Source organism: Pseudomonas cremoris, assembly GCF_014230465.1.
On record NZ_JAAXCY010000010.1, the window covers coordinates 214,165 to 229,283 of the forward strand.

Consider the following 15,119-nt stretch of genomic DNA (forward strand, 5'->3'; position numbering starts at 1 on the left):
AGACGCCCGATACACCGCCGCGCGGGGCAAGCCCGCTCACTACAAGAACGGGCTTGCGCTTTGTTTCTTAGCGAAACGCCGGCACTACCTGCTCGATAAACAGCGCCAACGACTTCTTCTTCTCGGCATGAGACAGGCTGTTGTCGCACCAAAAGCTGAATTCATCCACCCCCAGTTCCTGGTAGTACTGGATACGCGGGATGATCTCTGCAGCGGTGCCGATCATCGCGGTCTTGTGCAGGCTTTCCAGTTCGAACTCAGGACGACCGGCGAACTTCTCTTCCGGGCTTGGCTCAAGGAAGCCGTTGACCGGCACGGTCTTGTTGCCGAACCAGGCATCGAAGGTGCGATAGAACTTCGAGATCGCCTGAGCTCCGACTTTCCAACCCTCTGGGTCATTTTCGGCATGCACGTGGGTGTGACGCAGCACCATCAGTTGCGGGCGTGGTACGCCTGGGTTGTTGTCGAGGGCGGCCTGGAATTTGTTTTTCAGGTCCAGGACTTCTTCATCGCCCTTCATCAGCGGCGTGACCATCACGTTGCAGCCATTGGCCACCGCGAAGTTGTGGGAGTCCGGGTCGCGGGCGGCGATCCACATCGGCGGGTTAGGCTGCTGGATCGGCTTGGGCACGCTGGTGGAGGTGGGGAATTTCCAGATGTCGCCGTCGTGGGCGTAGTCGCCTTTCCACAGTGCACGCACCACCGGCACCATCTCACGCAGGGCCTGGCCACCGCTGGAAGCGGGCATGCCACCGGCCATGCGGTCGAATTCCACTTGGTAGGCGCCACGGGCAAGGCCGACTTCCATGCGCCCGTTGCTGATCACATCGAGCAATGCACATTCGCCCGCCACCCGCAGTGGGTGCCAGAACGGCGCAATGATGGTACCTGCGCCCAGGTGAATCGTGGTGGTCTTGGCTGCGAGGTAAGCCAGCAGCGGCATCGGGCTGGGCGAGATGGTGTATTCCATGGCGTGGTGTTCGCCAATCCAGACAGTGCTGAAACCACCGGCCTCGGCCATCAGGGTCAGTTCGGTCAGGTCTTCGAACAACTGACGGTGGCTGACGCTTTCATCCCAACGTTCCATGTGTACGAACAGGGAAAACTTCATGACGCTTACCTCGGATCTATTGTGATCGGCCTGTCGACTGCGGGCCCTTAAGTACTCTCGCCACTGTGAGGCCTGTCACGGATGACAGCTGTTCGGCGGATTGATTGTTGGTATACCATAATACGAAATATCCGCAAAACTTTTCTCTCCAACGGTTACACCCTCACCTCACAAGGAAGGCGAGCCTGATGAACATAAAACAAAAATTGATCCTGGCCTTTGCGGTCATCGCCAGCTTGCCGGTGATACTGGTGGCGGTGCTGATCATCCTCAATGTGCGTCACGAGGCACGGGACAGCTTTGTCGACAGCAGCGGGCGCGAGATCCGCCAGGTCGACAATGCCATGCAGCTGTTTTTCGAAGGCATCAGCCAGAACGTTGCCTACCTGGCGGCGCACCCGCAATTGCAGGGCATCAATGGCCAGGTGAAGCGCTACCTGGCCAGCGATGCGGCGCAGGTCGCGACCGGCGAGCGCGACCAACAGCTGTTCAAACTGTTCGAGGGGTTGGCCAAGAGTCATTCGGCCTACACCTACTTGTCTTTAGGCACCGAAGACGGCGGTTATGTGTTCTGGCCGGGCGACCCTGCACTGGCCAGCTACGATCCGCGCACACGCCCCTGGTACAAAACCGCCATGGCGCAGCCGGGCAAGACCCTGCGCACCGAAGCCTACTACTGGGCGGCCGACGATGTGGTGCTGGTCAGTACCGTACAAAGTTTCAATGACCGCAGCGGCGTGGTGAATATCGACGTGTCGCTCAAGCAGCTCACTGACTTGGTCAAGCAGATCAAGCTAGGGGAGAGCGGTTACCTGATGTTGATGGAAGCCAACAACACGGTGCTGGTGGACCCGAATGACCCATCCCACAACTTCAAAAAACTCGGCGACCTGGGCGAGGGTTATCGCCAGTTGAGCGAAGCCGGCCAGGGCCTGGTGCAAGTAGAGCTGGCGGGTGAGCGCTACATGGCGCTGGTGTGGCCGTCCAAGGCGTTGGGCTGGCGCTTTGTCGGGCTGGTGCGTGAGAGTGAAGTGATGGCCGGCGCGGCGCGACTCACGTGGTTGATCGCGGCCATCGCATTGGTGTGTGGTGTGTTGTTTGCGGTGGCGGGCGCTTGGTTCGCCGGGTTGATCGTCAAGCCGATTCGCGGCGTGGTCAGCGGTTTGGAGGGCATTGCCCAGGGCGAGGGCGATCTGACCGCGCGACTGGATGTGAAAGGCCGCGATGAAACCGCGCAGCTGGCTGGCTGGTTCAACCAGTTCTTGGAGGCAATCCGCACGCTGATCCAACGCATCGGCCAGGCCGCCGGACAGATCCACAGCAGCTCCGGCAGTGCCACCGAAGTGTCGGTGGAAATGGCCGAAGTTGCCGAGCGCCAGCGTGAGGCGGTGGACATGGTGTCCACGGCGTTCCATGAGATGGTTGCCACGTCCAACGAGGTGGCGCGTTCCTGCAGCCAGGCAGCCGACTCCGCCGACAACGGCCAGCGCCAGGCCCATACCGGGCAGCAGCAGATCGACGCGGCGGTGAACAGCGTCGGGCGCTTGAGCGAAGAAATCGGCCATTCCGCCCAGGCCATGGAGCAATTGGAGCGCGACAGCAACGACATCCAGTCGATCCTCGGCACCATCCGTTCCATCGCCGAACAGACCAACCTGCTGGCGCTCAACGCGGCCATCGAAGCCGCGCGCGCCGGCGAGCAGGGGCGTGGGTTTGCCGTGGTGGCAGACGAAGTGCGCGCATTGGCCAAACGCACCGCAGATTCCACCGGCGAAATTGACGGACTATTAGGCAACCTTGCGCGTCGTACCCACCAGATGGGCAAGCAGATGCATGCGAGCCTGGAGGTGTCCCAGGAGACGGTGGTGTCGATCAATGAGGCGCGAGAGAGCTTCGGTCTGATCCGTGAGTCGGTGGACGTGATCCGCGACATGAACACCCAGATCGCCACGGCGGCAGAAGAGCAGCACCAGGTCGCCGAGGACATCAACCGGCATATCAGCCAGATTCACGGGGACGCGCAGTTGGTGGCGAGCCTGGCCGACTCCACGCGCCAGGATGCGCAGCAGTTGACGGCGTTGTCGCAGACGTTGAACCAACTGGTCAGCCGGTTCCGGACCTGAGGTTTAACCCCCGCAGCCCTTTGAAATGCAATCAAGTGTGGGAGCGGGCTTGCTCGCGAATACAGTCTGTCAGTCACCGAATACATCGACTGAAACACCGTATTCGCGAGCAAGCCCGCTCCCACATTTTGATGTGTGTTGTCTTTGAAGGTGGCAGTCAGGCCACCACAGGCAGCGCGCCCATCTTGCCATTGCAATACACCAGCGGCCCGGCGTTCTGCGCGGGCACGATCAGGTTCTTTACCGAGCCCACCATGATCGCGTGATCACCGCCTTCATATTCACGCCACAACTCGCACTCGATCACCGCCGTGGCATTCGCCAGGATCGGGTTGCCCAATGCACTCAATGTCCACTCGATGCCTTGCGCCTTGTCCTTGCCCTTGCGTGCAAACGCATAGGCCTCGTTCTGCTGCCCGCCAGACAGTACGTGGATGGCAAAGCGCTTGTTCTTGATCAACACCGGGTACGAATCCGAGCTGTAGTTGGGGCAGAACAGCACCAGCGCCGGGTCCATGGACAACGAGCTGAATGCACTGGCGGTCAGCCCAACAATTTGCCCGTCGTCATCCAGGGTGGTGATCACGGTGACTCCGGACGGAAACGAACCCATCACTTGTTTGTAGATGGCGGCATCGATCATGGGGTGGTCCTCGAACGGTATAACAGTTTTTATGAGTTTGTAGGTCTGATGGTATACCGTAATACAATCGATGCAAGCGCTTTTTGGGGCGCCCGACAAGCGTCAACCTTTGGTCTTATAACCAATAAATACGGGGCTTTCAGCGAGAAATGGCAGTGGGCCATGTGGCACAATTGCAGATCAGATGCGTGCAAAGACTACGGATCAGTCTTGTGAAAATGTTGGAATACCATAATATGGTGTTCATCTGAGGGGGCGCCGTAGAGCTCCCCCGGTTTGGCGTCAAACAACTATAAGATCAGACAAACGCGAGTTCATTTCCATGCCCCAGATGTCACGGCAAGACCCCCTGATCGAGAATCACACGGTCGATTACGTTCCCCTCGCAGAGCGCCATGGAAAGGCCCGCGACCTGTTCACCTTATGGTTCAGCACCAACATTGCGCCGCTGCCTATCGTCACCGGCGCGATGGTGGCCCAGGTGTTTCATCTCAACTTGATGTGGGGGTTGCTGGCGATTGCCCTCGGGCACATGCTCGGCGGTATCGTGATTGCGCTCGCGTCAGCCCAAGGCCCGCGCATGGGCATTCCGCAGATGGTGCAGAGCAGGGGGCAGTTCGGGCGGTATGGCGCGCTGCTGATCGTGTTCTTCGCGGCGCTGATCTACATCGGCTTTTTCATTTCCAATATCGTGCTGGCGGGCAAATCCATCGTCGGCATCGTGCCATCGGTGCCGGTACCGGCGAGCATCCTGATCGGCGCCCTCAGCGCCACCGCCATCGGTGTGATCGGCTACCGCTTTATCCATAGCCTGAATCGCATCGGCACCTGGGTGATGGGCGGCGCGTTGCTCGCGGGGTTCATCTACATCTTCGCCCATGACTTGCCGGCAGATTTCCTCAGCCGTGGTGGTTTCAACCTGGCGGGCTGGCTGGCCACCGTGTCCCTCGGGGTGATCTGGCAGATCAGCTTCTCGCCCTACACCAGCGACTACTCGCGCTACCTGCCGGCGGATATCGGCATCACCCGACCGTTTATTGCCACCTACCTCGGCGCTACCCTCGGCACCATTCTGTCGTTTGCCTTTGGCCTGGTGGCCGCGTTGGCCACGCCAGAAGGCACCGAAGCCATGGTCGCGGTCAAGCAGGCCACCGGCTGGTTGGGGCCAATCCTGATGGTGCTGTTCCTGCTCAATATCATCAGCCACAACGCCCTGAATCTGTACGGCGCGGTGCTGTCGATCATTACTTCGATCCAAACCTTCGCCAGCCACTGGACCCCAAGCATCAAGGTGCGCGTGGTGCTCTCGGGTGTCGTCCTGATCGGTTGCTGCCTGGTGGCGCTGGGCGCGTCGGCCAACTTCATCTCGCAATTTATCGGCCTGATCCTCGCATTGTTGCTGGTGCTGGTGCCGTGGGCGTCGATCAACCTGATCGACTTCTACATCATCAAGCGCGGCCATTACGACATCGCTTCGATCTTCCAGGCGGATGGCGGCATTTACGGGCGCTTTAACCTGCATGCCATCGTCGCGTATTTCATCGGCATCCTGGTGCAACTGCCGTTCGCCAACACGTCGCTGTACGTGGGCCCGTACGCCAACCTGGTGGAGGGCGCCGACCTGTCGTGGCTGGTGGGGTTGGTGGTGACGTGCCCGTTGTATTACTGCCTGGCGACACGCCAGAAAACGCAGGAGAGCAGGGCGGTGAAGTTGGGTTACACCGACTGACTTATTCCTTGTCAGCCCCATAGTTCATGATCGACAACAGCCGGATCGGCACCTGCACCAGCTGTTCCGGCCCATGGGGCACCTCGCCTTCAAAGGTCAGGCTGTCCCCGGCCTCCATGCGATACAGCTGATTGCCATGCCGATAAATCAGCTCTCCCTCCAGCAGGTGCAAGAACTCCGTGCCTGGATGAGAGAACGTCGGAAACTCCTCGCTCGCGTCATCCATGCTCACCATATACGCCTCGAAACTCTTCTTCGGCCCGCGCGTATGGTTGAGCAGGTGATAGGTGTGGCCCTTCTCGGTGCCCCGGCGCACCACCTCCATGCCCTGGTCGGCCTTGACCAGTAAAGCACTGCCATCCTGCTGGTCATACTCACTGAACAATTTGGAGAGAGGCAGCCCCAGCACATCGCACAAACGGCTCAAGGTGTCGAGGCTGGTGGAGACCTGGGCGTTTTCGATCTTGCTCAGCATACCCTGGCTGATGTCGGCGATCTTCGCCACATCGGACAGCTTGAGGTCCTGTGCCTGGCGCTGGCGTTTGATCTGCAGGCCCAGGTATTGCTCGAGCTTGAGGCGTGGAGCGGTTTCGGTGGGCATTGTCATCAGATCCTGCACGGTTTCCGTTCGGTAATATTAGTTTCGCACTGGGAAAGTGCAATCGATGGCTCTTGGCGGCCGGCCCTGGGGGAGCGTATTCCCAAGGGGAAAAGAATATTCCCATATATATCGCACAATTGCGCTCTCAGCGGCGTTCGCTCGCCAATCTGGCAAGGCTATTGCATTCCTGTGATGAAACTAACTTTCTTTTTAGGAATAAAAAGACAGTTCGGCCCATCCACACTGTTTTGCCTTTTCGCGAGGAGTGACGAGCAATGTTGCCAGCAGAAACCCAGCGCATCATCGACAAGCACGGGATCAAGTACGTGCTTGCTCAGTTTGTGGATATACATGGCGCGGCCAAGACCAAGTCGGTGCCCATCTGCGGGCTGAAGACGGTGGCCGAAGAGGGCGCGGGGTTTGCCGGTTTTGCCATCAGTGGCATGGGCATGGAGCCCCATGGCCCGGACTTCATGGCCCGGGGCGACCTGGCCACGCTGACGCCGGTGCCGTGGCAACCAGGTTACGGGCGGGTGGTGTGTGTCGGCCACGTGGACGGCAAGCCCCATCCCTATGACAGCCGCTACGTGCTGCAACAACAGGTGCAGCGCCTGCAGGACAAGGGCTGGACCCTGAACACCGGCCTGGAGCCCGAGTTCAACCTGATGCGCCGCGACGAGCACGGCAAGCTGCAACTGGTGGACGCCAGCGATAACCTCGACAAGCCTTGCTACGACTACAAGGGCCTGTCGCGTTCACGGGTATTTTTGGAGCGCCTGACCGAGGCCTTGCAGGCGGTGGATTTCGAGGTCTACCAAATCGACCACGAAGACGCTAACGGCCAGTTCGAGATCAACTACACCTACAGCGACGCGCTGACCTCGGCTGACCGTTTCACGTTCTTCCGCATGGCTGCCGGCGAGATCGCTAATGATCTGGGCATGATCTGCTCGTTTATGCCCAAGCCGGACCCGAAGCGCGCCGGCAATGGCATGCACTTTCACCTGTCCATCAGCAGCGCAGAGAACAAGAACCTGTTCTTTGATGCCAGCGACCCCAGCGGCATGGGCCTGTCCAAACTGGCTTACCACTTCGCCGCCGGTTTGCTCGCCCATGGCCCGGCGCTGTGTGCGTTCGCCGCGCCCACGGTCAACTCCTACAAGCGCCTGGTGGTCGGTAACTCACTGTCCGGCGCCACCTGGGCGCCGGCCTTTATCGCCTTTGGCGCCAATAACCGTTCGGCCATGGTGCGGGTGCCCTATGGCCGCCTTGAATTCCGCCTGCCAGACGCCGGCTGCAACCCCTACCTGGTCAGCGCCGCGATCATCGCTGCCGGGCTGGACGGCATCGATCGCCAGTTGGAAATCGACCACGTCTGCAACGAAAACCTCTACAGCCTGAGCCTCGAACAGATCGCGGCGCGCGGCATCAAGACGCTGCCCCAATCCCTCAAGGAAGCCTGCGATGCGCTGGAAGCCGACCCGCTGTTTGCCGAGGTGCTGGGCCCGCAGATCGTGGGCGAGTTCATCAAGCTCAAGCGCATGGAGTGGGTGGAATACAGCCGCCATGTGAGCGACTGGGAAATCCAACGCTACACCGAATTTTTCTGACACCGTGTGACGGAGACTTGTTATGTGTGGAATCGTAGGTCTGTACCTGAAAAAACCGCAGCTGGAAGCCCAGCTCGGCCAGCTGTTTGAACCGATGCTGCAAGCCATGACCGACCGTGGCCCGGACAGCGCGGGCTTTGCCATCTACGGTGATGAAGTGGCCGACGGCTGGGTCAAGCTGACCCTGCAAGCCACCACCGATGGCTTCGACTGGCAGGCCCTGATGGGCGAGCTGGAAGGGCGCCTGGGCTGTTCGCTGGACTGGTTCCAGAACGCCAGTGCCGCCGTCTTGAAGGTCCACGCCGACGAAGCGCCAGTGCGCCTGGCCCTGGCGGAGTTGGCGCCGAGCGTGCGCATCATGAGCGCCGGGCAAAGCATCGAAATCCTCAAAGGCATGGGCCTGCCCAAGGAAATTTCCCAGCGTTTCGGCCTGGCTAACATGCAGGGCAGCCACATCATCGGGCACACTCGCATGGCGACCGAGAGCGCGGTGACCATGGAAGGCAGCCACCCGTTTTCCACCGGCGCCGACCTGTGCCTGGTGCACAACGGCTCGCTGTCCAACCACTTCCGTCTGCGCCAGGAACTCAAGCGCGAAGGCATTCATTTTGAAACCGACAACGACACCGAAGTCGCCGCCGGTTACCTGACCTGGCGCCTGCAACAGGGCGACTCGCTCAAAGAAGCGCTGGACCATGCCTTGGAAGACCTCGACGGTTTCTTCACCTTTGCCATCGGCACGCGCAACGGTTTTGCGGTGATCCGCGACCCCATCGCCTGCAAGCCGGCGATCCTCGCCGAAACCGACGACTACGTGGCCATGGCCTCCGAATACCAGGCGCTGTCGAGCCTGCCGGGCATCGAGAACGCCCGTATCTGGGAGCCGGCACCGGCCACGTTGTACATCTGGGAACGCCCATCAGCTTAAGGAGCGCACATATGCAAACCATCGATCTTTCCACCGCCACCGTGCGTGACCTCAACCAGGCGCTGCACGGCCAGGCTATCGACAGCGAATGGCGCGTCACCCATTCCAACGGCAAGCACAACCTCGCCGTGGGCGTGAACCAACCGGTGTCCATCGATATCGAGGGCCATGCCGGTTACTACTGCGCGGGCATGAACCAGCAGGCGTCGATCACCGTGCACGGCAACGTTGGCGTGGGCTGCGCCGAAAACATGATGTCGGGCTCGGTGCGCGTCAAAGGCAGCGCCTCCCAGGCCGCCGGGGCCACGGCCCATGGTGGCCTGCTGGTGATTGAAGGCGACGCGGGCGCGCGTTGCGGCATCTCCATGAAGGGCATCGACATTGTGGTGGGCGGTAGCATCGGCCATATGAGCTGCTTCATGGGCCAGGCCGGGCGTTTGGTCGTATGCGGCGATGCCGGTGATGCACTGGGCGACTCGCTGTACGAAACCCATATCTACGTCAAAGGCACGGTGGAGTCCCTGGGTTCCGATTGCATCGAAAAAGAGATGCGCAGCGAGCACCTGCAAGAGCTGCAAGCGCTGCTGGACCTGGCTGGTTTCGCCCATCAGGCGGCGGACTTCAAGCGCTATGGCTCGGCCCGCCAGCTGTACAACTTCAAAGTCGATAACGCTTCCGCGTACTGATCCAGGAGCTACACCATGAGCGAACAACACACTCCGGTCCTGCGCGAGTCGGCCACCTTCGACCGCCTGACCATCCAGGAAATCCAGCGTGCCGCCGAAACCGGCATCTACGACATTCGCGGCGGCGGCACCAAGCGCAAGCTGCCGCATTTCGATGACCTGTTGCTGCTCGGCGCCAGCGTGTCGCGCTACCCGCTGGAAGGCTATCGCGAGAAGTGCGGCACCGATGTAATCCTCGGCAACCGCTTTGCCAAGAAGCCGATCCACCTGAAAATCCCGGTGACCATCGCCGGCATGAGCTTCGGCGCACTCTCGGCCAATGCCAAGGAAGCCCTGGGCCGTGGCGCGACCATCGCCGGTACCAGCACCACCACCGGCGACGGCGGCATGACCCCGGAAGAACGCGGCCAGTCCCAGCACTTGGTGTATCAGTACCTGCCGTCGCGCTACGGCATGAACCCGGATGACTTGCGCAAGGCCGACGCCATCGAGATCGTCCTCGGCCAGGGCGCCAAGCCCGGCGGTGGCGGCATGTTGCTGGGCATGAAAGTGACCGAGCGCGTGGCCGGCATGCGCACCTTGCCGATCGGCGTGGACCAGCGCAGCGCCTGCCGCCACCCGGACTGGACCGGCCCGGATGACTTGGCAATCAAGATCGCCGAGCTGCGCGAGATCACCGATTGGGAAAAACCGATCTACGTGAAAATCGGTGCCAGCCGCCCGTATTACGACGTGAAGCTGGCGGTGAAAGCCGGTGCCGATGTGATCGTGCTCGACGGCATGCAAGGCGGTACGGCAGCAACCCAGGAAGTGTTTATCGAACACGTCGGCATCCCGATTCTGTCGGCCATCCCGCAGGCGGTACAGGCGTTGCAGGAGATGGGCATGCACCGCAAGGTGCAGTTGATTGTGTCGGGCGGCATCCGTAACGGCGCCGATGTGGCCAAGGCCATGGCGATGGGCGCGGATGCGGTGGCCATCGGCACGGCGGCGCTGATTGCCCTGGGCGACAACCACCCACGCTTGGACGAGGAGTTGAAAAAGATCGGCTCGGCGGCCGGTTTCTACGACGACTGGCAAAACGGCCGCGACCCGGCCGGCATCACCACCCAGGACCCGGAGCTGTCCAAGCGCCTGGACCCGGTGGAAGGCGGGCGCCGCTTGGCCAACTACCTGCGGGTGATGGTGCTGGAAGCCCAGACCATGGCACGCGCGTGCGGCAAGTCGCACCTGCACAACCTCGATCCCGAGGACCTGGTTGCTCTGACCGTAGAGTCCGCCGCCATGGCCCGTGTACCGCTGGCCGGCACTTCTTGGATCCCCGGCTCCGGCTATTAACCTTGTAGTGAGCGGGGCAAGCCCGCTCACTACAACACCCTCGTTCACCACAACCAGGCACTTCCCATTTCTTTTGCAGGAGCTTTGAACATGGTCAATCGTCTTCTTGCTGTATTGGCGGCCAGTGCATTCGTGCCGTTGGCCCAGGCTGCCGATGCCCCCGTCCTGAACACCGGCAGCACCGCCTGGATGGTCACCGCCGCCGTGCTGGTGTTGTTCATGTGCCTGCCGGGACTCGCGCTGTTCTACGGTGGATTGGTCCGCGCGAAAAACATGCTGTCGTTGTTCACCCAGTGTTTTGGTATCGCAGGACTCGTTGGCGTGCTGTGGGTGATCTACGGCTACAGCATGGTGGTCGACACCACGGGCATGGTTGAAGGGCAGGTGACCTTCAACAGTTTTGTCGGTGGTTTGAGCCGTGCCTTTCTGGCGGGTATGACGCCCGACAGCCTGGTGGGGGATATCCCGGAAGGCGTGTTCGTGACCTTCCAGATGACCTTCGCCATCATCACTCCTGCACTCATCGCAGGTGCCTTTGCCGAACGCATGAAGTTCTCGGCGGCGCTGCTGTTCATGGCCATCTGGTTCACCCTGGTGTACGCACCGGTGGCGCATATGGTGTGGGGCGGTTCGGGGGCCTTGATGCACAACTGGGGCGTGTTGGACTTTGCCGGCGGCACCGCGGTGCACATCAACGCCGGTGTGGCGGCGCTGGCCGCATGCCTGATCCTCGGCAAGCGCAAGGGCTACCAGAACACGCCGATGCCTGCGCATAACCTGAGCCTGACCATGGTCGGCGCGGCGATGCTGTGGGTCGGCTGGTTTGGCTTCAATATCGGCTCCGGTGGCGGGCTGAATGGCACCTCGGGCATCGTCATGCTCAACACCCAACTGGGAGCGTGTGCGGGCATTCTCGGCTGGATGTTCACCGAGTGGTTCAAGGTCGGCAAGCCGAGCGCGTTGGGTTTGGCCAGTGGTGCGCTAGCCGGTTTGGTAGGGATTACCCCCGCCTGCGCCTATGTCGGCGTCGGTGGTGCATTGGCCATTGGCCTGTTGTGCGGGGTGTTCTGCTACCTGAGCGTGACCGTGTTGAAACGCCGTTTTGGCTACGACGACAGCCTCGACGTATTCGGTTTGCACGGCATCGGCGGCATGATCGGCGCAGTGCTGACTGGCGTGTTCTGCGTACCGTCGATGGGCGGGCTGGTGGAAGGCGTGACCATGGGCGGCCAGGTAATCGCACAGATCAAAGGCGTGCTGTTGACCACGGTGTATTGCTTTGTGGTCAGTTGGATCATCCTCAAGGTGGTCAATGCGTTGATCGGCTTGCGTGCCCATGAGTCGGTGGAAGAAATGGGGTTGGACATGGCGGAGCACAACGAGCGGGCCTACAACCACTGAGCCTTACCCTGAATAAATGCAGTCTTTTTAATGTGGGAGCGGGCTTGCTCGCGAAGGCTCAGATCCCCGCCAGCGCGCGGGGCAGGGTGGTGCGCTGCAACTGGCTGGCACTCAGGGTGTTTTTCAGCAAGTAGGCAATGGTCATCGGCCCCACGCCGTCAGAACGCACCCGGCTACAGACCTCCCAGGCACCACCAGATCCCCTGTGGGAGCTGTCTTGCCTGCGATGGCTCAGATCACCGCCAGCGCGCGGGGCAGGGTGGTGCGCTGCAACTGGCTGGCAATCAGGGTGTTTTTCAGCAAGTAGGCAATGGTCATCGGCCCCACGCCGCCAGGCACTGGGGTGATGGCGCTGGCCACGGTGCGGGCGCTGGCGTAATCAACATCCCCCACCAGGCGTGTGCCGGTGTCGGTGTTGATGCGGTTGATCCCCACATCAATCACCACCGCACCGGGCTTGAGCCAACTGGCGTCGATCAATTGCGGGCGACCCACGGCCGCCACCACGATATCGGCCAAACGGCACAACGCCGCTGCATCGCGGCTACGCGAGTGCACCACGCTGACTGAGCAGTTGGCCTGCAGCAGCAAGGTCGCCATCGGCTTGCCAACAATGTTCGAGCGCCCAATCACCACCGCGTGCAAACCGCTCAGGTCGCCACAGGTTTCATACAGCAGGCGCATGCAGCCGCTGGGAGTGCAGGGCGTCAGTACTTCGATGCCTTGCACCAGGCCGCCGACGTTTTCGCGATGGAACCCATCCACGTCCTTGATCGGATCAATGGCGTGGATCACTGCCTGCTCGTCGATATGCGCCGGTAATGGCAACTGCACCAGAATGCCATTCACGGTGGCATCTGCGTTGAGTTGTGCAATCAACGCCAGCACCTGTTGTTGACTGGCATCCTGCGCCAAACGGTACTCCAGCGAGCGAATGCCTACGTCCTTGGCCCGTAGCAGTTTATTGCGCACGTACACTTCGCTGGCCGGGTCTTCGCCTACCAGCAGCACCGCCAGGGCCGGGAAGACCTGCTGGGTAGCGAGTGCCTGGACCTCTGCGCGAACCTCGTCGAGCACCAGGGCAGAGATGGCCTTGCCGTCGATATCGCGGGCAAGGGCAGGGAGGGGACTGGTCAAGAGCGTCACCGTTATCAGGAGGAGTAGGAGAGGGCTGAGGGACGGATCCCTCAGCGATAAACAGGCCAGGCAGCTCAGGCTACCAGTTGATGGCAACCGTACACCACCAGCACGCCAGCGATCAGCGTGGCATAGGGCAGCCAGCCGGCGCGGCGTTGGCCGTCATCGGCCTGGATATACAGGTCGGTGAGCATGGCGGCGGGGAAGCGGCCCTTGTCCTGCACATAGTGGCGGTAGCAGAACACCGGCAAAATCAGCAGTGCCAACAGCAGGCCGGTGACCAATGTGCCCGCGCCCCAGATGTCCGCGCCCAGGCCCATGCAGGCCAGGTTGACGAAGCTCAGCACGCCGCCGGCCGCGAGCAAGAGCGTCGGGGCCTTGTACGGGCGCACCCAGTCGGGGCGGTCCAGGCGATGGATCCAGCCAGCATTGAGGTTGAGGAAGTTGAAGATGATGTAGCTGACGTTGGACGCCGCCAGCACAAACACGTAGTCGGACATCAGCAACAGCAGCAGGTTGAACGACAAGTCGGTCCACATCGCCGCCGTCGGCGCGCCGTGTTCGTTGGTGCGCCCCAGGTACTTGGGCAGCCAGCCATCCACCGAGGCTTGGTACAGGGTGCGCGACGAACCGGACATCGACGTCATGATCGCCAGCAACGTCGCCAGCACCAGCATGATCAGCACGATATTGGCTACCACCTTGCCGCCGCCGATGCTGTCGGCCATTACCTGGCCAACGCCCATGCCGCTGTAGATCGCCGGCGACAGCAAGCCGCTGTACACCGCTGGCGTGACCACTGCGCCGCTGGCATCGAGCACTGCCGGGGTGACCAATTGGCCCAGCCCGAGGCTGCCCTGGAATGCCAGCGGTACCAGGGTGAACACCAGGATGCACAACAACCCGGCGTAGAAGATCGCCTTGAAGGTGTCACGCTTGGGGTCCTTGAATTCACGGGTGTAGCACACCGCCGTTTCGAAGCCGTAGGTGGACCACGCCGCCATGAACAACCCGCCGGCCATCAGCGACCAGCCCGAAATGTCCCATGGGCCGTCGATGACTTGCCCGGCCGCATCATGGGCCAAGGGGTACAGCGGCAGGAAGTTGGCCTGGGCCGCATCCCCGGTAAACAACGGCACCACGCCCACCAGCAACAGCGGAATCAACGAGGTGACGCCGAGTACCAACGTCAGGCGCGCCGAACGCAGGATGCCGCCATGCTGCACGGCAAACACCGTCAGCAGGATCAGCAGGCCAATGCCGAAGGTCGCATTGATACGCAGCGACAGCCCGCTCTTGATCCAGCCCAGGTCCAGCAGGGTCAGTTGCCAGGTATTGATCAACGCATCGGCAGGAAACAGCGCGGTGAGGATGTACCCCGCCGCCAGCCCCGAACCGATGGACAGCACCGGCGACCAGGCCAGCCAGTTGCACCACACCGACACCGGCGCAATCAGCTTGCTGTAGCGTACCCAGGCCACTGCGCCATACACCGAGGCGCCGCCGGATTTATGCGGGAACAGCCCGGCAATTTCGGCATAGGTAAAGGCCTGGATGAACCCGAACAGGATCGACACGATCCATACGATCCACGCCGGCTTGCCCACGGTGGCGGCAATCGCGCCGATGGAAAACAGCACCAGCGCGGGCACGCCGCTGGCAACCCAGAATGCCCCGCGCCAATCGATCTTGCGGTGCAGGCTGCCCACTGAGCTGGCAGCCTGCGGAACGGCCTCGAATGTAGTCGCTTCCATCTTTGTATTCCCATGTCTGAATAGCGGTTAAGTGGGGGCAGTCAAAGTAGGGTGGCGC

The 15,119-nt window shown here is 61.3% G+C and carries 12 protein-coding genes and 1 pseudogene; 8 read left to right on the forward strand and 5 right to left on the reverse strand.

Going from position 1 to position 15,119, the window contains the following annotated elements; translation table 11 throughout:
- Positions 1–67: 67 nt before the first annotated feature.
- A complete protein-coding gene (locus tag HF257_RS24115) occupies positions 68–1,111 on the reverse strand; it encodes an LLM class flavin-dependent oxidoreductase (protein WP_185710220.1) in 1,044 nt (347 codons plus the stop codon).
- Between the two features lie 188 nt (positions 1,112–1,299).
- On the opposite strand from HF257_RS24115, the pseudogene HF257_RS33660 reads away from it, so the two are divergent.
- Together HF257_RS33660 and HF257_RS33665 are read left to right on the forward strand one after the other, a co-directional pair.
- A pseudogene (locus HF257_RS33660) lies at positions 1,300–2,376 on the forward strand (cache domain-containing sensor histidine kinase); the annotation flags it as partial.
- A gap of 129 nt (positions 2,377–2,505) precedes the next feature.
- Positions 2,506–3,234, forward strand: coding sequence for a methyl-accepting chemotaxis protein (locus HF257_RS33665; RefSeq protein ID WP_408635726.1), 729 nt, complete (start codon positions 2,506–2,508; stop codon positions 3,232–3,234).
- A gap of 157 nt (positions 3,235–3,391) precedes the next feature.
- On the opposite strand, the gene HF257_RS24125 is transcribed toward HF257_RS33665, so the two are convergent.
- Positions 3,392–3,877, reverse strand: a complete 486-nt coding sequence (locus tag HF257_RS24125; protein WP_185710222.1) for a flavin reductase family protein — start codon at positions 3,875–3,877, stop codon at positions 3,392–3,394.
- Between the two features lie 322 nt (positions 3,878–4,199).
- Here HF257_RS24125 and HF257_RS24130 point away from each other — a divergent pair, with 322 nt between their 5' ends.
- On the forward strand, positions 4,200–5,606 hold the full coding sequence (locus HF257_RS24130) for a purine-cytosine permease family protein (protein ID WP_185710223.1): 1,407 nt from the start codon (positions 4,200–4,202) through the stop codon (positions 5,604–5,606).
- Between the two features lies 1 nt (position 5,607).
- Here the strand turns inward: HF257_RS24130 and HF257_RS24135 are convergent, their stop codons facing one another.
- The gene (locus tag HF257_RS24135; RefSeq protein WP_446677026.1) at positions 5,608–6,213 is read right to left on the reverse strand and encodes a helix-turn-helix domain-containing protein; all 606 of its coding nucleotides are present in this window, start codon (positions 6,211–6,213) and stop codon (positions 5,608–5,610) included.
- 269 nt (positions 6,214–6,482) lie between these two features.
- Here HF257_RS24135 and glnT point away from each other — a divergent pair, with 269 nt between their 5' ends.
- From glnT to HF257_RS24160, 5 genes are all read left to right on the forward strand, one after another.
- On the forward strand, positions 6,483–7,817 hold the full coding sequence (gene glnT / locus HF257_RS24140; RefSeq protein WP_185710225.1) for a type III glutamate--ammonia ligase: 1,335 nt from the start codon (positions 6,483–6,485) through the stop codon (positions 7,815–7,817).
- A gap of 22 nt (positions 7,818–7,839) precedes the next feature.
- Positions 7,840–8,745 (forward strand): class II glutamine amidotransferase, encoded by a 906-nt coding sequence (locus HF257_RS24145; protein ID WP_185710226.1) that lies wholly within the window; start codon positions 7,840–7,842, stop codon positions 8,743–8,745.
- An 11-nt stretch (positions 8,746–8,756) separates the two neighbouring features.
- Positions 8,757–9,431 (forward strand): GltB/FmdC/FwdC-like GXGXG domain-containing protein, encoded by a 675-nt coding sequence (locus HF257_RS24150; RefSeq protein ID WP_185710227.1) that lies wholly within the window; start codon positions 8,757–8,759, stop codon positions 9,429–9,431.
- A gap of 15 nt (positions 9,432–9,446) precedes the next feature.
- Positions 9,447–10,769, forward strand: coding sequence for an FMN-binding glutamate synthase family protein (locus tag HF257_RS24155; RefSeq protein WP_185710228.1), 1,323 nt, complete (start codon positions 9,447–9,449; stop codon positions 10,767–10,769).
- A 90-nt stretch (positions 10,770–10,859) separates the two neighbouring features.
- A complete protein-coding gene (locus tag HF257_RS24160; protein WP_185710229.1) occupies positions 10,860–12,170 on the forward strand; it encodes an ammonium transporter in 1,311 nt (436 codons plus the stop codon).
- Between the two features lie 231 nt (positions 12,171–12,401).
- Here HF257_RS24160 and folD read toward each other — a convergent pair whose 3' ends face one another.
- Positions 12,402–13,316, reverse strand: a complete 915-nt coding sequence (gene folD, locus HF257_RS24165) for a bifunctional methylenetetrahydrofolate dehydrogenase/methenyltetrahydrofolate cyclohydrolase FolD (RefSeq protein ID WP_185710968.1) — start codon at positions 13,314–13,316, stop codon at positions 12,402–12,404.
- Between the two features lie 65 nt (positions 13,317–13,381).
- Entirely contained in the window at positions 13,382–15,061 is a 1,680-nt protein-coding gene (locus HF257_RS24170) for an APC family permease (RefSeq protein ID WP_185710969.1), read from the reverse strand.
- Between the last annotated feature and the right edge of the window lie 58 nt (positions 15,062–15,119).

What these genes read in the sequence shown, in the direction of transcription:
- HF257_RS24115 (WP_185710220.1), bottom strand. Translation starts at nt 1,111, where the DNA reads ATGAAGTTTTCCCTGTTCGTACACATGGAACGTTGGGATGAAAGCGTC.
- HF257_RS33665 (WP_408635726.1), top strand. Translation starts at nt 2,506, where the DNA reads ATGGTGTCCACGGCGTTCCATGAGATGGTTGCCACGTCCAACGAGGTG.
- HF257_RS24125 (WP_185710222.1), bottom strand. Translation starts at nt 3,877, where the DNA reads ATGATCGATGCCGCCATCTACAAACAAGTGATGGGTTCGTTTCCGTCC.
- HF257_RS24130 (WP_185710223.1), top strand. Translation starts at nt 4,200, where the DNA reads ATGCCCCAGATGTCACGGCAAGACCCCCTGATCGAGAATCACACGGTC.
- HF257_RS24135 (WP_446677026.1), bottom strand. Translation starts at nt 6,213, where the DNA reads ATGACAATGCCCACCGAAACCGCTCCACGCCTCAAGCTCGAGCAATAC.
- glnT (WP_185710225.1), top strand. Translation starts at nt 6,483, where the DNA reads ATGTTGCCAGCAGAAACCCAGCGCATCATCGACAAGCACGGGATCAAG.
- HF257_RS24145 (WP_185710226.1), top strand. Translation starts at nt 7,840, where the DNA reads ATGTGTGGAATCGTAGGTCTGTACCTGAAAAAACCGCAGCTGGAAGCC.
- HF257_RS24150 (WP_185710227.1), top strand. Translation starts at nt 8,757, where the DNA reads ATGCAAACCATCGATCTTTCCACCGCCACCGTGCGTGACCTCAACCAG.
- HF257_RS24155 (WP_185710228.1), top strand. Translation starts at nt 9,447, where the DNA reads ATGAGCGAACAACACACTCCGGTCCTGCGCGAGTCGGCCACCTTCGAC.
- HF257_RS24160 (WP_185710229.1), top strand. Translation starts at nt 10,860, where the DNA reads ATGGTCAATCGTCTTCTTGCTGTATTGGCGGCCAGTGCATTCGTGCCG.
- HF257_RS24170 (WP_185710969.1), bottom strand. Translation starts at nt 15,061, where the DNA reads ATGGAAGCGACTACATTCGAGGCCGTTCCGCAGGCTGCCAGCTCAGTG.